Source organism: Actinomyces sp. HMSC065F12 (assembly GCF_001814535.1).
Lineage (GTDB): Bacteria > Actinomycetota > Actinomycetes > Actinomycetales > Actinomycetaceae > Pauljensenia > Pauljensenia radingae_A.
In genome coordinates this window covers 48,933-68,219 of sequence record NZ_KV816946.1, presented here as the reverse complement: position 1 = coordinate 68,219, position 19,287 = coordinate 48,933, and the positions used below count along the sequence as shown (strand labels likewise).

The following is a 19,287-nucleotide window of genomic DNA, read 5'->3' as shown; positions in this document are numbered from 1 at the left end:
AAAAATGACACCAACAGTTTCAGTTTCTCCAAAGAAGCCTTCTGTCAAGAAGATGCGCAAAGCCTCAGGAAGTGTTGCCGACAGGTGGACTCCGCATCGCATCTTCAACCAAGTCATTCTCGTCTTGGTTTCCCTGACGATCATCATCCCGACGATCTGGGTTTTCCTTGCCTCCTTCAAGCAGAGAGACGAGTTTTACGGAAACCCGTGGTCCCTACCTCGCAGCCTTTACCTACAGAACTACGTCGACGCCTTCACCGACGCCAGAATCGGCGACTTTTTCTTGAATTCTCTGTTCGTCACTGCTCTGGCAATGGTGCTAGTTGTCGCTATCGCGCTGCCTTGCGCTTACGTACTGGCACGATTCGACTTCCCTGGCCGCAGGATCTTGCAGATGGCCATCCAAGGCGGACTGTTCATTAACGTGAACTATATTATCGTCCCAATCTTCCTGATGCTGGTCGGATTCGACTCATCGGTATACCAGTGGTTCCCCAACGGCCTGTTCATTAACAACCTCGTGGTACTTGCCATTGTGTACGCCTCAACTTCACTGCCCTTCACAGTGTTCCTGCTCCAGGACTTCTTCGCGCGCATCCCTGAAGATTACGAAGAAGCTGCCTTGCTTGATGGCGCCAACCAGTTCACCGTCATGGTTCGCATTTTCTTCCCCATGGCGACACCAGCCATATCCATGGCAATGCTCTTCAACTTCCTGAGCTTCTGGAATGACTACATCATTTCAATGACGCTGATGACCGATTCATCCAGCCGCACCGTCCAGGTCGGTCTGCTCAACCTGATGGCAACGCAACGGGCAGCCACCAATTACGGCCGCCTGTACGCAGGCATGGTCATCGTGATCGTTCCAGTGATCATTTTCTATTCACTGGTTCAAAAGCGTCTACTCAACGTCACCAATGCTGGAGGTATCAAGGGATGAGCGACCGCGCACTACGAATTATCGGCATGATCGGTGCCGCTTTGATCTTCATATTCTTCGTTGCACTGGTCGTCATCGGTCAACGTACAACCAGCTGGGGTAGCCTCGGCATCCAGCTAATCGGACTGGCTGGCGTCCTCGGCATGCTCGCTTTCTACAACCATCAATACCGCTAACTAGAAAGAGGTAATCGTGAAACATCACACCAAACGCACTTTGTTGTGCGCGGGAACCTGCCTTGCGTTGACGGCAACGCTAGGCGCATGCGGCGCCGGCGGATCTCAAAGCGCATCAGACGGCAAATCGACGTTGAACCTGGCGTTCTTCGATGGCGGAAACGGCCCTGAACCCTACCAGGAGGTCGTGGCAGCCTACAAGGAACTGTTCCCTGACGTGGAAGTCAACCTTGTGACGTCAACGGAAATCGAAGACGAAATCATGCCTGGCATGAAAGCGGGCAGGTACCCGGACTTGGTCCAGCGTGGCCTGAATGCAAAGGCCGGGCTCGTTGAAACCATGCTCGGTGACAACGCAATTGCCGATGTCACCGATGTCCTGTCGATGCAAATTCCCGGCGAGGAAGTCACCGTTGGCGAAAAGCTGATCGACGGCATCATCGGACCCTACACGAACCCAAATGGCGACGATCGTACCTTCCTGCTGCCGACGTTCTACTCACCTGCCGGATTGGTCTACAACAAGACCCTGCTGGAAGAGAACGGCTGGGAAGTTCCGCAAACATGGGATGAAATGTTCGAACTAGGCAAGAAGTCCAAGGAAAAAGGTATCTCGGTCTTCACCTACGCAACCTCAGGCTACTTCGATTCGCTCGTGGGTGCCTTGCTCGCAGACGCTGGCGGCGAACAGCTCTTCCAGGACGTGATGTTCTATAAGAAGGACGTGTGGAAGTCGGACGAGGCCCGCAAAGTCCTCGACACGATCGGCAAGATCGTCAGCCCCGATTACCTGCACCCGGACACACTGGGATACGCAAACGTGCAGGACTCAAAGAAGAATCAGCAGACGGTTCTCAATGGTGATGCAGTGTTCATGCCCAACGGAACTTGGATCCGCAACGAAATGAAGGACGCCCCGAAGACTGAAAACTTCAAGTGGGCGCTCTCACCCGCTCCCGGTTTTACTCCCGACGAGCGCTACCTGACGGTACTGATGGACGCACTGTGGACGCCAACTCAGGCAAAGAACCCTGAAGAAGCTAAGCGTTTCATGGCATTCATGTACTCCGACAAGGCTGCCGAAATCTTCGCCAAGATTGGTCAAGCTCAGCCCATCAAGGGCATTACCGACAAGCTCGAACCAGAACTCGCTGAGTTGTATGGTGCTTTCGACCAGGAAGGCGTCAAGATTATTCCCGGCACCTCCTTCAGCCAGAATGCAAGCGTTGAAGGTGTCAGTATCAAGGATGACCTGTACTCAACGATCGACTCAATTGCCTCGGGCAAGAAGACCGTTGACGAGTGGCAGAAAAAGCTCAACGACGATTCGAACGCTCTGAATGAGGCGATGCCCAAAGATCAGAAGTAACCTGTCCAGGTGACTGATGATCTGAGCTGGGTGCTTAAAGAAGCACAAACCCTGCTCACTTCGCACGGCGTGCATGGTTGGACCGTTCAGTTCGACCATGCACGCCGTCGTGCTGGACAGTGCAACCACACGGCGCATACCCTGTCGTTTTCTCGGCCGTTGATGACACTGTATCCCCCAGATGAAATTCGAGACGTCATCGCTCACGAAGTGGCTCACGCTCTGGCAGGCGCCAGCCACCATCACGACGATGTGTGGAAGAAGGCGGCTCGCAACCTGGGGGCGCGACCCGAGGCGCGCTTGTCTGCGGCCTTACCTGCTCCTGAGGCGCCGTGGATCGGAACCTGTCCGCGCTGCGGAGCACGCAGGTATTTATATTCCGTACCCAGGCGCGTGTCATCATGCGCGTCATGTTCACCACACTTTGATGTCGCCTTGATCTGGCAGTGGGAACACCTCGGCCACCCTCGTACCCCACCGGGGCGCTACCTGCGCGAACTGCGCTCACTGACACGCCGATCTTCACGACGTTAAATCATCCTCGTCATTACTCCTGGCGCAACATCGTCCACTACCATGGGAATCACTGCCGATCGGCGCACAGGAAGGAAGCGGATCATGGCGAAGAAATTACAGCGCGTGGGAATCCTTACCGCAGGGGGCGACAGCCCTGGGCTTAACGCAGCAATCCGCGGGTTCGGCAAAGCGGCCATCGGGCATTACGGAATGGAACTGATCGGCTTCCGCGACGGCATCCGCGGCATGGCGGAAAACCGCACCATTCCCATCGATTCACGCTTCCTCTCCGGGATCCTGACCGTCGGCGGCACGATCCTTGGAACTTCGCGCGACAAGCCGCACAAGATGAACGTCAATGGCAAAACCGTTGACATGACGGACACGATCCTGGCGAACTGCGAGAAGAACAAACTGGACTGTGTCGTGTTCATCGGCGGTGGCGGAACTGCGAAGAATGCGAACCGGCTGGCCAAAGCAGGTCTGAATGTCATTCACCTGCCCAAGACCATTGACAACGACATCGCGCACACCGACACAAGTTTCGGATTCTCCACTGCACTGGGTATCGCGACCGACGCGATTGATCGTCTGCATTCAACGGCTCACTCCCACCACCGCATCATCGTGGTGGAAATTATGGGTCACAAAGCAGGGTGGCTGGCACTGGGAGCCGGCATCGCCGGCGGCGCCGACATCATCCTGATCCCCGAAATCGCCTATTCCATTGACTCCATCGCCGCATCGATTCGCAAACGTGCCGAGGCCGGGCATTCGTTCTCGGTCGTCGCAATTGCCGAGGGCGCCCGTGACACTCAGGACACCGCTGACCTCGAAGCTGCTGAAGCACTGCTGTCTGCTGCAGACAGCCCGGAAGCAAAGTCGGCAGCCAAGATGCATAAGCAGTCCCTGGAACTGGCGCATCGCGGCAACGCATTCAAACTGGCCGAAGAACTTGAAGCGGCCACCGGCCTGGAGTCCCGCGTGACGGTGCTGGGTTACGTGCAGCGCGGCGGCACGCCGAATGCTGAAGACCGCATGCTTGGCACGTTGCTCGGCGGGGCTGGCGCAGATCTCGTGGCCAAGAAAAAATACGGCATCACCGTGGCAGCACAGGGACAGGCGGCTGTGCCGGTGCCGTTGAAGGACGTGGCCGGCACGCTCAAGACTGTTCCTCTGGATCACCCGTGGATCACTGCTGCACGCCACGTCGGAACCGGAATGGGCGACTAGAAGGATTATTCGTGACACTTCCTTTCGATGACGGAGCCACCACTACCGACGGACGACCAGCTGACCTGCAGCCAGATCGCGAAACCCTCACGTGGCAGGGGTTCGGTGACGCCTCGCGCGCACTCACCCAGAGCATTGTGGATTCAGGCTGGATGCCGGAGCTGATTGTCGCGATTGCACGCGGAGGACTGCTGCCCGCCGGTGCGATTTCCTACGCCATCGGCGTCAAGGCGATGGGCACGATGAATGTCGAGTTCTACACCGGGGTGGGTCAGACTCTGACTGAACCGCAATTGTTGCCCCCCTTGATGGATGTTTCGGCGATGGACGGCAAACGCGTCCTGGTGGTCGACGATGTTGCCGATTCCGGCAGCACCCTGAAGATGGTGATGGACATGATCAACGCTCACGGTCTGTCACTGGATGGTCATACCACTGTCAAGGCAGAGGCCCGCAGCGCGGTGATCTATAAGAAGCCTCGCTCCGTGATCGAACCGGACTACATGTGGCGTGAGACTGATAAGTGGATCAATTTCCCCTGGTCAACATTGCCGGTGATCCAGCGCAGTCAGGACAATGACACCAAGCGCGTCTGAATCAGTTGCTCGCCAGATCGTTGACCGCATCGCCGCTCACCCCCGCCTGCGCCTGCTGGGAATAACCGGCCCGCCCGGCACTGGTAAGTCCACGGTGTGTGCCCTGGTGGCACGAGGGTTGGATGAGCGCGGCATCGAGGTCGCGGGAATTGTTCCGATGGATGGTTTCCACCTGTCGAATGCAGTGCTGCACGCGTTGGGTCGGGCTGACCGCAAGGGCGCTCCCGACACCTTTGATGTTGATGGGTATTGTGAAATCCTGCGCCGTGTTCGGCGTGCCGAAGGAACCGTTTTCGCCCCCGAATATCGCCGCGACATGCATGAGCCGATTGCTGCGAGCGTCGCAATTGCCCCTCGGGGGATCGCGTTGACGGAGGGGAACTATCTGGGCGTGGATCTGCCGAGATGGCGTGACGTTCGCGGCCTGCTCGATGAGCTTGTTTTCATCGACACTGATCGCACCGAGCTGGTGCGACGCCTGGTGGAGCGGCATAAGCAGCACGGACGGCGTACCGACGAGGCGGCGCACTGGGTGCGAACGGTGGACAGCGACAATATTGACCTGGTGTGTGCGGCTGCGGGCCGCGCAGATTTTACTGTGCGAGCGTAGAGTCAACCAGCCACTGCACGATCGCTGCGGTGGCAGCGCCCTGCGCCCAACGGTCAAAACTGCCGGAGCGCTGATGGACGCGGATGTGCGGGTCATCGGGCCGGGAAAATGACGTCAGTTCACGCTGGAAATTGTCCGCCCACGGTGTCTCCAGCAGGCACACACCTTCCCCGTCCAGAACAACATCACGCACGAGGGCGGCTGATGCCACTGTCTGCACATAGACCGCAAGGTTCGTGGCAAATTCCCTGATGGCACGCTGGCTGGCCTGGTCACCGTCTTGAGCCAAAGCGATGAGTTCGTCAGCCGAGGCGGGGCGGCCGTCATCGTCGACAATGGCGCGACCCGAGCGCGCCCGAGATATCACTGCGGGAACCGTCAAGGCGCCGTTGGCGCACCCGATATGACCGTACTGACATACTCCATGCGCTCCGGCCAAGGGGATATGAGCCGTCATACCCAGGCCCCGCAGCGGCGAACGCACAGCTCGCAGGCCGTGCACCATACCGTGTCCGATTCCGGCGCCAACCGTGACGATGAGGAAGTCCTCGCATTCCCGACCCAGACCGAACCACAGTTCCAGCATCGTCAGGCCTGACACGTCGTTGATGACTGTCAGTGGAATTGCCAGGTCGAGCTCACGGGCCAGGTCAATATTGTCCCATCCGAGGAAACGGCTGGACCGCACAACCGTTCCGTCCACCTGCCCGCCCAGCGAAATCGCTGCTGCAGTTGCGCCGGGGGCCACAGTGTTGATCAGGTGGCGAATTTCAGCAGCACACTCGGACACATCGGTCGAGGGAATCGGCTGAGTCAGAGCATCCAGGATCTCGGCATGGGTATTGGTGTGCACAACGTGAATGTCGGAACCAGTCAGGTTGATTCCGACAAAGGTCTGCTTATCGGCAGGAACTTCAAGGAGTTGGGTGGGCCGACCCATACCGGTAGGTGACATACCCGACGAGGTTTCGTGCACCAGTGAACGCGAGACGAGGGGGCGCACCAGCCGCGTCAGCGTTGCCGGCGACAGCTCAAGGCTGCGTGCAATGTCGGCTCGCGCAACAGGGCCTTTCGTCAGGATATGCGCAGCGGTTGCCAGTGATGAGTCGTCGAATAAACGAGCCACTGTGACAGTCTCCTCGAAATATATGCGTCATTGTCTTGTATTCACTGTACATTCACGCTACTATTTTTCACATCGAAAGTTAGTGGGCGATGCCGCCCAACTTCACACTAACTCGATGGAGGGATTCACGTGACGCACCTACCGTCAACACTTCACCTCATCAACGGGGGAACATCAGTCTTTATTCGCACATCAGACAAGGCACTTCCTCAAGTCCTTTACTGGGGAGCTACCCTACCCGCTCTCTCCAGCGAGAGCGCTGCCGACTTCTCTGACTCTCAGTACTCTGCTGTCGTGTCAGGAATGGCCGACACTCCACCACTCTTTTCTTTAATTCCGCAACAAAGTGACGGCTGGCTCGGAACACCCGGCTTGGTTGGATCACGAAACGGGCTATCCCAATTTTCTTCTTTTGTGACCCACACGATTGACCAAACACCTTCGTCAATGATCGCCTATGCACACGATGACGAGGCAAACATCGATTTGAGTATCGAACTCGAAATTACCGATGAAGGCCTACTCCGAACGCGTGCGATTCTAACGAATGCTGGCGAGGACGGTTATAACCTAGACTCTCTACTTCTTGCACTCCCCACTCCGGCTACGGAAACGTATGTTATCGATCAAAGTGGCCATCACTTGCGCGAGCGTGATACCGACATACACGAATTCACTATCGGTTCACATCAGCGCGAGATTCGTGTGGCACGAGCGCACACAGTTTCCAGCATTCACGGGACGTGCCAGAAAGCCACTTCTTGGCAACGCGGACTCGTCCACTATATCCACGTCGCATGGTCCGGAAACACACGGACGATCGCTGAGCGCGATACGCAAGGTTATCAAGGACTCATGGGGGGCGAGTTACTTTACCCAGGCGAAGTTAGCTTGGCACATGGGGAAAGTTACACTACTCCTTGGCTCTTCGGCACCTGGGGTGAAGGCCTCGATCAAGCAGCATCTCGTTTCCATAAATTTGTCCGAGACCGCTCCGCACACCCGACTACGCCGCGCCCTGTTACGCTCAACGCGTGGGAAGCCGTGTACTTCAATCAAAACTTGCCACACCTACTTGAATTGGTCGCAGAAGCAGCAAAAGTTGGAGCTGAACGTTTCGTCCTCGACGACGGGTGGTTTTCCGGCAGGCGCGATGACACGACCAGCCTCGGTGACTGGACCGTTTCCGAGGAGGTGTGGCCTGACGGTTTGGCACCGCTGGCAGACGCGGTCCACGATGCTGGCATGCAATTCGGACTGTGGTTCGAGCCTGAAATGATCAGCCCTGACTCCGACGTAGCACGTGCTCATCCGGACTGGATCCTTTCGCCGCGCACTCACCAGCCAAGAGAAGCCCGCCAGCAGCAGGTCATCGATCTGACAAATCCGGAAGCTTACGAATATGTAAAGTCACAGATACTTGCCGTACTCGATTCAACAACGATCGACTACATTAAGTGGGACTTTAACCGTGACGTCTACGAGGCTGTTTCACCTCGCACCGGCAAACCCGCTTACCATGAACGGACACTGGCTACCTACCGCTTGATGGACGAGTTGACCAAGATCCATCCCACGCTCGAAATTGAATCCTGTGCAGGAGGCGGCGGACGTATAGATCTAGGTGTATTGGAACACACCGTTCGGATTTGGGGATCAGACTGCACGGATCCAATCGAACGCTTGCAAATCGAGGCCGGCACTTCCTTACTATTGCCGCCAGAATTGGTTGGCTCACATGTTGCATCGACCGTTTCGCACCAAACCGGTCGAACGCTCAATCTGCCTCTGCGCGCATCGAACGCCATGTTCTCTCACATGGGAATTGAATGGGATCTACCGAACGCCGACCCGACCGAACTTGAGGAGCTAGCAAAGTGGGTGACGTTGCACAAGCAGCTTCGACCATTACTGCATTCGGGTCGGGTTGTCCATGCCGATCATCCTGACTCAGGCTACTGGGTTCACGGCGTAGTTGCTCAGGACGGCGCTGACGCAGTCTTTGCTTTAACCCGAGTACGGACTTCAGCGCAGCGGCCCACACCTCCGCTGCGCTTGCCTGGCCTTGTCGAAGACGTGACCTACGCATTGCGAGAACTCCTGCCTGAAGGCATCGGCTCAGCTATTGGAGATGGCCACGGGTCAGTGCCGTGGTGGGAACGAGGATTAATGTTACCCGGCGCAGTTCTTACTCACGCTGGCATTCGCTTCCCCGATTTGAACCCTATGCAGACGGTTCTACTCAGAGTTCAGAGCGCTCAGTAGAAGCCACTTTAAATGCGTACCAAAACCGAATGTCTCGATTACGATTCCTTGCGGCTTTCGATTCGTGATTGGAATGAAGAAGCAAGCATCTTAGACCTGCCTGGAAATTCTCTACGATGCAGCAGATCAAAATACCATTCTCGTACGTTCTGCCAACTAATCTCTCGAGGCGTTTCCTAACCAAGAAAGGATGAACATAAAAGAATCGAAACTTCTTAAACCTTGGATCAATATTCTTCCCTGAAGAATTAAAGGCGTCTAACTCAAAGAGTGGGAATCTCTGCACCTAACGTTCTCAGGGCACGGTCGATCTACCGAAAAAATCATCATGTTCTTGGATTGATAATTCGAGAATGCTTAACAAAGGAAATACAATGAGACATCGAAGTCTACTATTAGCTTCTACATTAGGCACTTGCCTTGCGCTTACAGCGTGTACCGGTGGAGGAAATGGCGGTGGAGGGCAAAGCTCCGAAAGTGGTTCGACAGGCGCAACGCCTGAGGGGACAATTGAATTCCAAACGAATCTCGGCCTGAACGTTCCCATTCTCGAAGTCTTACAGGAGATCACCGACGAGTACGAGGCTTCTCACGAAGGCGTATCAATTGAGCTCGTGCCAACGACGAGTAGCTATGAGGCTGACCTTAAGGTACGGCTAGCGAGCAATGATCCACCAGACATCTGGTCGACCCACGGCTGGTCTCTGCAGAGATATAGCGATTTCCTCGTACCACTTGACGATCAGCCTTGGGCAGCCAATTTCAATCCAGCACTTGATGACGCCATGCGCGATTCAGAGGGACATTTCTATGCGCTGCCGGCAAATACCGACGTTGCGGGCATTGTCTACAATAAGGATGTCCTGGATAAGGCAGGAATTGATCCTAAGTCAATCGAAACATGGGAGCAGTTCGACGCGGCTCTCGCTGCAATTAAGGATCTGGGTGTAATCCCGATTTCAGCATCCGGAAAAGATGACTACTTCGCAGGCAATATTGCAGACTTCATGGCGTCTGGATTTTACAGTGAAGAAAACCGCGAAGCACTCAAGAGCGGGGAATTCCCCTCAGAGCCCTATACAGTGCTGCTCGAGCACATAAAGAAGTGGGCTGACGCTGGCTATTTCAATCCAGACTATTCATCAGCACCGATGGACGACATTGCTCGAGCTCTCGGACAAGGTGAGACAGCGTTCGTGTTCGTTCAGAACAACGTTGTTGGAACTGCACTTACATACAATCCTGAGGCCCATCTCGGATATATGCCGGTGCCAAATGACAACGGTTCAAAGTACCTCCTCGGTGGTGAAGCCTACGCATATGGCGTTTCCAAGACATCGCCGCACAAGGATCAGGCACTTGACTACCTCGCTTTCATCGCAGAACCGGAGAATGCTGCAAAGCTCGCATCGGCGATTGGCGGCATTCCTGGTCTGACGAACGCCAAGTCAGATCTCGGCCCGCTACAGGAAAGCTACGAGACCTTCGTAGAGCCGAACAAGATCCCTCTCGAACCGTATTTCGATCGTGTTTATCTGCCGAACGGCATGTGGGACACCATGGTTTCGACTGCTGATTCCATCATCTCTCTCCAAGGTGATGTACCGTCAGCTGTCAAACAAATGGAGTCGCAATTCAAGACGCTCTACGGTCAGAACTAAGTTCCGATTGCCGGTGTATTAGTCACTTCGACTAATACACCGGCCAATTCTTTCATTACTTATCGATCTCAAAGAGGAGGATGAGTTGAAACATAAGAAACAGACTTCAAATGTTCCGAGCGTCTTCTCGAAACGTCGAGTCAACCTTCTTTACGTTCCAGCGGTTCTTTTGTTTCTCGTATTCACTATTTACCCCTTAATCAACGGTTTTGCTTTATCTTTCACCGACTGGAATGGGTACAGTGCTGGATATAACAATGTTGGGGCAAAGAACTACCTTAGGCTCTTTACAGACGAGATCTTCCTAAGTGCACTGATCAATACACTGATCTACGGTTTCGGATCGACGCTGATACAACAAATTTTGGGACTATCACTAGCACTTGCTCTCGACAGGAAATTCCGTGGCCGAACTGTAATGCGGGCTATCGTCTACCTACCAGTCTTAATCTCACCTGTAGTGATGGGCACAATGTACTATCTGCTGTTCGCCTATAACTACGGCGGTCTCAATGACATCATGATCGCTTTCGGACTCGATAGAGTTGCATGGCTGTCGAACCCTCACTTAGCGATTGTCATCATTGTTCTTGTTAACTCAATTCAATTCGTTGGCATATCAATGGTCATCTATCTGGCCGGTCTACAGTCGATCCCTCAGATGTATCTTGAGGCTGCGGCAGTCGACGGCGCTGTGGGTTGGACTCGTTTCCGCTCAATCACCATGCCTCTTCTTCAGCCTGCTTTTGCTACTTCGATCGTCCTTAACCTAATTGGTGGTCTCAAGTTGTTTGACGTTATTCAAGTTCTGACCGGCGGTGGTCCTGGATACTCGACGCATTCAATCTCGACGCTTATTTCTAAGACTTACTTTGACAGTCAGACTGCAGGCTACGCCTCTGCTATGGGAATTGTGCTCTTCATAACGATCGCAGCATTCACTTTCGTTCTTAATTCTTGGTTCAACAAACATCAAGTGGAAGGTGCATGATGAAGAAACGGTGGTCTAACGTTCTCGCGTTCCTAGCGCTTTGCCTGATGTGCATCATTCAGATGGTGCCGCTCTATATTGCTTTCACCACGGCATTCAAGCCTAAGACAGATATGTCTTCTCAATGGATGCCTCCTTCGATGCTATACTTCGAGAATTTTCGTGTAGCTATCGAGCGAGGCCGCATATTAGAGGCTATTTTTTCGAGCTTTATTGTCACATTCGTTTCGACAGTACTGATTTGCCTAATTGGAGCTCTAGCAGCGTATCCACTTGCTAGACGACAGACTACGTTCAACAAGCTGATCTTGAGTGCAATTATCGGCCTAATTATGATCCCGCCACTATCGATTCTTGTTCCTCTGTACTCATTCTTGACTCAAATTGGAGGGACAAATACCTATTGGGGCGCGATTCTCGTCATGGTGACAACACAGATGCCTCTCGCAATCTTCCTATACTCATCTTTCATCCGTGGCCTTCCGATCTCAATTGAAGAAGCGGCAATGATGGACGGTGCAGGACTCATCTCTACTCTAGTTCGAGTTGTTTTCCCCATGCTGAAGCCAGTCACTGCAACTGTCATAATCTTGGTGTCGGTTAATGTGTGGAACGAGTACGCTTTAAGCGTTTACCTCTTGCGCGATCCGTCTGTACGAACAATTGCTCCCGCAATCTCTGCGTTCTTCGCAAGTTCTGGAGCAGATTTGGGGCCGGCTGCCGCAGCAGCTCTCATTTCAGTTATTCCTGTCGTCATCGCTTACGCGGTACTACAACAGTATTTCATCAAGGGAATGGTGGCCGGTGCAGTGAAGTGAATTCCAATCGTTTCTTCGGCTTATCAGATAACTTCACGACCTTCAAAGATAGCTCTCGGTCAACACGCTGATGAGTTCGAACAGGGACGACGAATAACACGATTCGTCGTCACGCTGGTCGCCCTCGTTCGTCATGAGCGAGGGCGACTTGCTGTCTGGGCAACTCATCACGCTATGAGCGTGTTCCTAACCTTTCACTCCGCCAACTTCCACTCCGCGGAAGAAGGACTTCTGAGTCGCTGCAAACAGGACGATAATTGGCAGGAGGGCGATAATCGTTCCGGCAGCCACGACCCTCGGATCAGATCCCAGCGTCTGGTTCGAGGCCAGGTACTGCATTCCAACTGTGAGGGTGTACTTTTCCGGGTCTGACAACACCACGAGTGGCCACAGAAAATCATCCCAGGCGCCAATAAAGCTCATCAGGGCAACGACCGCTGTCATGCCTCGGGCATTGGGCCACACAATGTGGCGTATGCGCTGGACTGTTGTAGCACCGTCGATGGCAGCAGCATCCAGAATATCCTGTGGAATAGCTCGACAGGCCGTGGCCATCAACAAAACGTTGATCGCACCGATCGCTCCGGGCAGGATTACTCCAACAAGTGAATTGGCCGCCCCCAGCGCTTTCACCGTCAAATACTGACTGGTAAATGTTACTTCGCCAGGCAGCAGCAAGGTGGACAAAATGATTGCCATGACAACCGCCTTGCCTTTGAACTTCATGCACGCCAACGCATACCCTGCGAGCAACGAGAAAAAGCAGTTCAGGACAACGACCGACACCGCAACGATCAAAGAGTGCCACGCGTATGAAAACACGGGAATGGTGCGCATGACTTCTCCGTAGTTGCTCAGAGTGAAGTCATGCGGAATCAGACTGGGAGGGAACGAATACAGATCTTCATTCTTCCCCTTGAGAGACGTCGTAAGCTGCCACAGAAACGGGAAAACAGAAATGACGAAGATGACGATCAGGAGGATATAGCGAATCGTCAGTCCTGAGATCTGGCGCGTTTTCTTTGATGTCATTGTGACACCTTCTCTTTTTCGGACCTCTTATCGCCGCGTTCAATGGAACGGCGCACTTTTCGCGAGAGCCTGTGGATTCTGATCGCTTCGCGGATCTCCTGTCCCTGATTCATCCACCCAACCATTACCAACGGCACAATGGTGAGCAGGAACAAGATCACAGACAATGCCGATGCATAGCCGAGGTTCCCTGCCAGCCCCGAACCGGTCTGTTTGATATGTCCCACCATGGTTTGTGCTTCACCGCCGGGGCCGCCTCCGGAGCCAACAATCGTATAAATCTCCGTGAAAACTCGCATCGCCGACACTGTAATAAGGGCGGATATCAGGAGCATTGCGCCGCGAACACCGGGCACCGTGACAGACCAGAATTTGCGCCACGCTCCTGCACCATCGATCTCTGCAGCTTCGTATAGATCCGGATTGACATTCGACAGTGCAACCAGATAGATCACCATGTAATATCCCAGCCCCTTCCACACCGTCAGAGTGATGGCGACGAAGATGATCCACCATCGGTGAATCAAGAAGTCGACGGTACTGAGCCCGAGAGCATCAAGTGTGGCGTTCACGATTCCGCGAGATTCGAAGAGCCATGCCCAGATAATTGCCACCACAACAGCAGACGCAATGACGGGGAAATAGAAGGTTGTGCGAAAAAAGCCTATTCCCGGAATGTTTCTGTGAACCAACATGGCCAGAAGCAAAGGCAGGAATGTCAGCAGCGGAACGCAGACCAAGGCATAGACAAGGACGTTACCGATGGCGAAGTGAAAGATCTCATCGTTCAGGAGGCGCCTGTATTGATCGAATGCCACGAACGTTGCTGGCTGTAGGGGCTTGGCGTTCGTAAAAGACAGGATGACAGTATTGAGGAAGGGCAACAGTGAGAAGACCAGAACCCAGATAACAGCTGGGGCCAAAAGAATGTACGGCGTGTACCACTTATGCGTGCGCATAGAGAGCCACCTTTTTGATTAACGTGATTAGCAGACCGAAGTTCCGGCCCAAAAGCGCGGCGGGCTTTCTGGCCGGAACATTCGGAAAAGACCTCATCGATCAGTTGTTGAGCTCAGCGTTGGCGTTATCCTCTGCTTTCTTCAGTGCTTCCTCGGCAGATATGTCACCACGAACAGCCAGAGCGATCTGCTGGTTGTAGTAGTTACTGATCTTCTCAGTGAGCTGGAATTGCTCAGGTTGGGTCTTGCCGGAAATAGATACAGTCGCCATCTCGGTGGCTTCCTTTTGCAGCGGGTTCTCAATCACAGAGGTAAAGGACTCCGGATTCTCGTTGCCTTCTTTCGTGCCAGGGAAGAAGCCTTGGGCGATCTTCAAGAACTCAACCTGGTTCTCATTGCTGGTCACGTATTGCGCGAATTTCAGTGCCAGCGGCTTGGCTTTCGAGTTGGCTGACACGGACAGTGCCTGGCTGAACAGAGGTGGAATACCGAAACGTGGCGTTGTCTTCGTAGCTTCAAGGATGGAGGGAGCTTCTTTTTCCAGCTCCGACGCAAATCCTCCTGAACCGGTTGTCCAGGCGACTTTGCCTTCCTTGTAGGAAGCAGAGTTGCCTACCCACTCACCGGACAGTGCTTCAGCCGGCATGGCTCCCGCCTTAAATGCTTCGGCGTATTTTTCGACAATCTCCCTAGCCCGATCAGTAGCAAACGTGAACTTCCCATCTTTCATAATCTCAACACCCTCCGAGGCGAGCGTCGCCAAGGCAGGCAGATCGGAAACTACTTTCACTTCACCGTTGGTCTTCTTCGCCGCGTCGATCGCCATGTCAAGCATGTCATCGAGTGTTTCAGGCAACGTGCTGACATCAACACCTGCTTTTTCAAGCATGGCGGTATTCCACCAGTTCACGTCGGTTCCCAGGTACCACCCATATCCGTATGAGCCGCCTCCTGCATCGTCAAATGTGTACGCTTTCGTCACGCCGTCGACATAAGCATTGAGGGCTTCAGGATCCGCCTTCGCTAAATCTTCCAACTGTCCAGCCTTGGCCAACTGATAGGCATACTGGGGTGGAAGGTTAATGACGTCGGGTAACTCACCGGAGTTTGCCTGTTGAAGAACCTTGTCTTCGTAGCCGTCACCGGGCTGATCCATCCACTTGATCTTCGTTCCTGGGTTCTCTTTTTCGAAGTCTGCAATGAGCTTTTCGAAATACGGTGTGAATCGGTCATTCTTCAGCGACCATGTCTGAAAAGTGATCTCCCCTTCGACCGGTCCACTCTGAAGCGCATCGTCTCCGGATTTGTTCGTCGTAGTGACCGGACCACCACCAGTGCAGGACGTCAACCCCATCAGCATTGCCGTACCTGCCAGCATGGCAAGACCGGCTTTATTCCAAGCCTTCATCTGTGTTTCTCCCTCGAAAATATGATGACATGTGCATTGCGCACAGCAACCAGTATGACACTAGTAGCACGTATCAGGTACATCAGATTAGATCTTCCGTACATTCCGTCAGGCTCACTGATTTCTATATAATTTCTCTAGAGCACAAGGGCTTCGGTACCTGGCGCTGGCCGTTCCTGCTGCACAACAGCAATTGAAGTGAGAGCTAGGATGGTTCGTTCTCCTGTTCTTCAGGTGAGCACACCGCCATTCCCACATTGTCATACTCCACGCGAGAAAGAGGCTGTCATGAGCAGTATTCGACCGATTGCCTTCGGCGTAAATTACACGCCCCGGGCAGGCTGGTTTCATTCATGGCTCGACTTCGATGCCGATCAGACAGCACGCGACCTCGATGCGATCGCCGCTTTAGGAATGGATCACATCCGCATCTTCCCGCTGTGGCCATTGCTCCAACCCAATCGCACACTGATTCGCCAATCAGCAATCGACGACGTGCGCCGCCTCGTGCAGTTGGCACACGAACGTGGAATGAGCACATGGGTCGATGTCCTGCAGGGACACCTGTCATCTTTTGATTTTCTTCCTTCGTGGACGTTGACCTGGCATCATGATGATCTCTTCACGTCCGAGCGTATTCGCAGCGGACAGGCCGCCCTCGTCAATGAGTTGAGCACACAGTTGGCTGACGAGCCCGGCACGGCCGGCATATGCATTGGAAACGAATTTCCTCAGTTTGCCGCAGCACGCCATCCCGAGCACAGCAGGGTCGATACAGACGGAGCGCGTCGCTGGCTCACTGAAATATTCGGGGCAGTTGATCGACGCTGTGCATGCGTGCACTGCTTTGATGATGACCTCTGGTTCGATGCCACTCATCCGTTCATTCCACCATTTGCAACGCAGTTCGGCGATCTGACTACCGTTCATTCGTGGGTTTTTGCCCACGTCGGGCCGCGTTACGGCAAGCGGCATCCGGCACTGGAGGTATTCGCGCGCTACCTGGTCGAGCTGGCCTGCGCATGGAACAGATACTGCAACGTGCCTGACCGCGGCGTATGGCTTCAGGAGGTGGGCGCTCCGATCACATGTGTCACGGCTGAGGACGCTGCAGACTTTGCTACCGCAACAATCCGCGGAGTGATCGACGTGCCGGAGTTGACTGGCATCACCTGGTGGTGTTCCCATGATGTGTCCCGCAAACTGGCTGACTTCCCCGAACTGGAGTATTCACTCGGCCTGATCGACAGCGGCGGTAAAGTCAAGCCCGTCGGGCGGGCAGTAGCCGAATTTGCTCACGCTGTGCGTTCCGGTGACAATATCGGCACGGCTGGCGCTGACTCAGCTGAGCGTCCCGTACTAGACGTGCCAGCAGACCCCGCATTGCGTCACGAGGCAGGCCCCCAGGGCGACGTCTTCGACACTTTCCAACGCATCTGGACCAGGGATCACGTGTGGCCTCAGCTGCGTGTAAACCACGCGTGATAGTACGCGTAGAAGTTCGCGTTGCCCCAGCTTGAACACTGGTCGCCGGGATGACCGGCGAGTGCGGCATCGTTGGGCTGGTAAGGCGTGTAGTTATACAGATTCGCTGTGGCCTGATTCTCCACCATCACATCGCTGCCACCGCACGCCTCGTCGGGGTGGAATCGGATGGTGTTGACCTGCCCAGGAATCACGTCGTACATGCCGGGGGCACCCTCGTAAATTCTGAACTGCCTGGCAGCGTGGAAAACCTGCGTGGCAAAACCTGCATACTGCGGGTCGCACGTCTGCCGGTCGGGGCATGCGTATCCCATCGCGGAGGCGTAACGACTCGGGACCAACTTCGCGCCCGAAGCAGTGATCAATCCCTGTTCCTTTTGAAGCATCACCAGCAGCACTTCCGGGTTAATACCGCAGCTGAGAGCAGTTTTGGAGACAATCGATGCCGGGGTATCGCCCGCCTGGCCCGCAAAACCATCGCAGTACTCGTCGGCGGGGATGTCGGCCGTGTCTTCACGGTAGGAACTCAGGCACGGCGTGCCATCGGGGTTGGGTCTGCAGCCATCGTTCCACTGGGTGATGAACGCTTCGATCTGATCCTGCGTCAGTGCGCGGTCATTGAAGAATTCCTCGTCAGAGATGATGTTCGACGGGTCGAAGCCCGAAAAATCCAGCGGTGGTGTCACAGGCCCCGAAGGTGGCGCAGAGTGCGCGGGCGGTTCAAACGTGTCCTTCTTACTGCGGCTAGACAGCGTCGTCGTCACAAGAACGACCAGCGCGATCACCACGGCGACTGCGAGCATGATGATTCCGATCGACGTCAACGCTGCCCGAGGCGACTGGCTGTCGGAGTGGTGCCTATTGCCTGTGCTCACGGATATAGTCAACCACGCCCGGGATAGAGCGTTCGAGAACCTCGAGGGTGTCGACGAAATCCTGATGCCCGCCATACCACGGGTCAGGAAGATCCAGGTCCGAATCTGCCTGCGGATCAAATTCGCGCATCAGGTGGACATCCGGATCCGTTCCAGTGCGTGCAGCCATGCGCTCGATTGCCCGTTCATGGCCGCGAGTCATCGGGATGATCAAATCCCACTGGCTCAGTTCACTGGGCAGCAGCTGGCGCGCCCGATGGGTGGGGATGCCGTATCCTGCTTCGCGCAGCACACGCTCGGCACGATAATCGATCGGGTTACCTTCCTCCTCATCGGAGATCCCTGCCGAATCCACTCGCACATCAAGGTCCGCGTGCTCGACAGCTTCACGAAGGAGCTGTTCGGCCATTGTGGATCGACAAATGTTTCCGGTACATACCATGACTACTGAAAACGACATGCGACTATTGTGCCTGATCCACCTGAGTGCCGCCGATCAGGTCGAGCAGCTCACATACCGCTGCGGCAGAGATGCGCGCGGCCTTGTCGCCGTCCATGTGGAAGTCCTGGCCGGCCTGCGGGCCGCACAGGTCGGATACCGCCCGCATGCTGATCCAGGGGGTGCGTGTGCCGAAACAGACCTGAGCTACACCGGCTGTTTCCATGTCGGTCGCCAGCGCTGCAGGGAAACGAGTGCGAACAGTGTGGACAGTGCGCGCGGTGACAAATGAATCGGCGGAAATGACCTGGCCGGCGCACACACCCTCGACACGGGCGGCACATGCCGCAGCGCGCTGCCCTGCAGTGTATTCCGGAGGCATCTGCGGAATCTGGCCGGGTGCGTACCCGAATTCTGTGGCATCGGCACTGGAATACACGGTGCTGGTACCGACGATGACGTCACCCACCTGGGCTTCCTCATCCAGGCCACCGCATGTTCCGGCAACAACGACTAACGCAGTCGCCGGGTCCTCGACGAATGTGAGTGCGCGGGCTGTGGCGCTCGCAGCATTCGCCAGGCCGATACCGGATTCGACCACCACGACGTCGTGGCCGCGCAGTGTCCCTCGCGTAAAGACCTGCTGGTGAGTGTCAGCATGGCCGATAATGTGGCGGGTGGCGCCTGGCTCAAGCTGGTCGACAAACGGTGCTGCTTCCATCGCCATGGCGCACTGGATAAAGATCATCACGCACGTATTATCGCCGGCCTGCAATCCTGCCGCC

At 55.0% G+C, this 19,287-nt stretch carries 19 protein-coding genes; 12 read left to right on the top strand and 7 right to left on the bottom strand.

Going from position 1 to position 19,287, the window contains the following annotated elements:
- The first annotated feature begins 4 nt into the window (after nucleotides 1–4).
- The 7 genes from HMPREF2975_RS02105 to HMPREF2975_RS02075 all read left to right on the top strand — a co-directional run bounded on the left by HMPREF2975_RS02105 (nucleotide 5) and on the right by HMPREF2975_RS02075 (nucleotide 5,443).
- On the top strand, nucleotides 5–943 hold the full coding sequence (locus HMPREF2975_RS02105) for a carbohydrate ABC transporter permease (RefSeq protein ID WP_227469124.1): 939 nt from the start codon (nucleotides 5–7) through the stop codon (nucleotides 941–943).
- On the top strand, nucleotides 940–1,119 hold the full coding sequence (locus tag HMPREF2975_RS02100; RefSeq protein WP_058237517.1) for a DUF6903 family protein: 180 nt from the start codon (nucleotides 940–942) through the stop codon (nucleotides 1,117–1,119). The genes HMPREF2975_RS02105 and HMPREF2975_RS02100 overlap by 4 nt, the downstream gene beginning before the upstream one ends.
- A 16-nt stretch (nucleotides 1,120–1,135) precedes the next feature.
- A complete protein-coding gene (locus HMPREF2975_RS02095) occupies nucleotides 1,136–2,488 on the top strand; it encodes a carbohydrate ABC transporter substrate-binding protein (protein ID WP_070725461.1) in 1,353 nt (450 codons plus the stop codon).
- Nucleotides 2,489–2,497: 9 nt separating this feature from the next.
- Complete coding sequence (locus tag HMPREF2975_RS02090) at nucleotides 2,498–3,022, top strand: SprT-like domain-containing protein (protein ID WP_227469123.1); 525 nt, start codon at nucleotides 2,498–2,500, stop codon at nucleotides 3,020–3,022.
- Between the two features lie 84 nt (nucleotides 3,023–3,106).
- Entirely contained in the window at nucleotides 3,107–4,237 is a 1,131-nt protein-coding gene (locus tag HMPREF2975_RS02085) for a 6-phosphofructokinase (RefSeq protein ID WP_070725521.1), read from the top strand.
- An 11-nt stretch (nucleotides 4,238–4,248) separates the two neighbouring features.
- Complete coding sequence (locus HMPREF2975_RS02080) at nucleotides 4,249–4,833, top strand: phosphoribosyltransferase (protein ID WP_058237520.1); 585 nt, start codon at nucleotides 4,249–4,251, stop codon at nucleotides 4,831–4,833.
- A complete protein-coding gene (locus HMPREF2975_RS02075; protein WP_070725459.1) occupies nucleotides 4,814–5,443 on the top strand; it encodes a nucleoside/nucleotide kinase family protein in 630 nt (209 codons plus the stop codon). The genes HMPREF2975_RS02080 and HMPREF2975_RS02075 overlap by 20 nt, the downstream gene beginning before the upstream one ends.
- Here the strand turns inward: HMPREF2975_RS02075 and HMPREF2975_RS02070 are convergent.
- A complete protein-coding gene (locus HMPREF2975_RS02070; RefSeq protein ID WP_227469120.1) occupies nucleotides 5,427–6,569 on the bottom strand; it encodes an ROK family protein in 1,143 nt (380 codons plus the stop codon). The genes HMPREF2975_RS02075 and HMPREF2975_RS02070 overlap by 17 nt on opposite strands.
- A 129-nt stretch (nucleotides 6,570–6,698) precedes the next feature.
- On the opposite strand from HMPREF2975_RS02070, the gene HMPREF2975_RS02065 reads away from it, so the two are divergent.
- The 4 genes from HMPREF2975_RS02065 to HMPREF2975_RS02050 all read left to right on the top strand — a co-directional run bounded on the left by HMPREF2975_RS02065 (nucleotide 6,699) and on the right by HMPREF2975_RS02050 (nucleotide 12,304).
- The gene (locus HMPREF2975_RS02065) at nucleotides 6,699–8,834 is read left to right on the top strand and encodes an alpha-galactosidase (protein WP_058237522.1); all 2,136 of its coding nucleotides are present in this window, start codon (nucleotides 6,699–6,701) and stop codon (nucleotides 8,832–8,834) included.
- A gap of 374 nt (nucleotides 8,835–9,208) precedes the next feature.
- Nucleotides 9,209–10,495: an ABC transporter substrate-binding protein gene (locus HMPREF2975_RS02060; RefSeq protein WP_074026222.1), complete on the top strand. Its 1,287-nt coding sequence runs from the start codon at nucleotides 9,209–9,211 to the stop codon at nucleotides 10,493–10,495.
- 85 nt (nucleotides 10,496–10,580) lie between these two features.
- On the top strand, nucleotides 10,581–11,486 hold the full coding sequence (locus HMPREF2975_RS02055) for a carbohydrate ABC transporter permease (RefSeq protein WP_058237524.1): 906 nt from the start codon (nucleotides 10,581–10,583) through the stop codon (nucleotides 11,484–11,486).
- The gene (locus HMPREF2975_RS02050; protein ID WP_058237525.1) at nucleotides 11,483–12,304 is read left to right on the top strand and encodes a carbohydrate ABC transporter permease; all 822 of its coding nucleotides are present in this window, start codon (nucleotides 11,483–11,485) and stop codon (nucleotides 12,302–12,304) included. Before HMPREF2975_RS02055 ends, HMPREF2975_RS02050 begins: the two co-directional genes overlap by 4 nt.
- 186 nt (nucleotides 12,305–12,490) lie before the next feature.
- Here the strand turns inward: HMPREF2975_RS02050 and HMPREF2975_RS02045 are convergent, their stop codons facing one another.
- From HMPREF2975_RS02045 to HMPREF2975_RS02035, 3 genes are all read right to left on the bottom strand, one after another.
- Nucleotides 12,491–13,336 (bottom strand): carbohydrate ABC transporter permease, encoded by an 846-nt coding sequence (locus HMPREF2975_RS02045; protein WP_082628616.1) that lies wholly within the window; start codon nucleotides 13,334–13,336, stop codon nucleotides 12,491–12,493.
- Nucleotides 13,333–14,295, bottom strand: coding sequence for a carbohydrate ABC transporter permease (locus tag HMPREF2975_RS02040; protein WP_070725457.1), 963 nt, complete (start codon nucleotides 14,293–14,295; stop codon nucleotides 13,333–13,335). Before HMPREF2975_RS02040 ends, HMPREF2975_RS02045 begins: the two co-directional genes overlap by 4 nt.
- A 100-nt stretch (nucleotides 14,296–14,395) precedes the next feature.
- Nucleotides 14,396–15,703: an ABC transporter substrate-binding protein gene (locus HMPREF2975_RS02035; protein ID WP_070725454.1), complete on the bottom strand. Its 1,308-nt coding sequence runs from the start codon at nucleotides 15,701–15,703 to the stop codon at nucleotides 14,396–14,398.
- A gap of 288 nt (nucleotides 15,704–15,991) precedes the next feature.
- Here HMPREF2975_RS02035 and HMPREF2975_RS02030 point away from each other — a divergent pair, with 288 nt between their 5' ends.
- Nucleotides 15,992–17,188, top strand: coding sequence for a glycoside hydrolase 5 family protein (locus HMPREF2975_RS02030; RefSeq protein WP_070725451.1), 1,197 nt, complete (start codon nucleotides 15,992–15,994; stop codon nucleotides 17,186–17,188).
- Here the strand turns inward: HMPREF2975_RS02030 and HMPREF2975_RS02025 are convergent.
- Genes HMPREF2975_RS02025 through mtnN form a run of 3 tightly spaced genes read right to left on the bottom strand, consistent with a single transcriptional unit; the run spans nucleotide 17,164 to nucleotide 19,250 of the window.
- Nucleotides 17,164–18,063 carry a hemagglutinin gene (locus HMPREF2975_RS02025; RefSeq protein ID WP_227469118.1) on the bottom strand — a complete coding sequence of 300 codons (900 nt, stop codon included), beginning with the start codon at nucleotides 18,061–18,063 and terminating at the stop codon, nucleotides 17,164–17,166. The genes HMPREF2975_RS02030 and HMPREF2975_RS02025 overlap by 25 nt on opposite strands.
- Nucleotides 18,047–18,523 (bottom strand): low molecular weight protein-tyrosine-phosphatase, encoded by a 477-nt coding sequence (locus HMPREF2975_RS02020; protein ID WP_058237530.1) that lies wholly within the window; start codon nucleotides 18,521–18,523, stop codon nucleotides 18,047–18,049. The genes HMPREF2975_RS02025 and HMPREF2975_RS02020 overlap by 17 nt, the downstream gene beginning before the upstream one ends.
- 4 nt (nucleotides 18,524–18,527) lie before the next feature.
- Complete coding sequence (gene mtnN, locus HMPREF2975_RS02015) at nucleotides 18,528–19,250, bottom strand: 5'-methylthioadenosine/S-adenosylhomocysteine nucleosidase (RefSeq protein WP_058237922.1); 723 nt, start codon at nucleotides 19,248–19,250, stop codon at nucleotides 18,528–18,530.
- Nucleotides 19,251–19,287 lie beyond the last annotated feature (37 nt).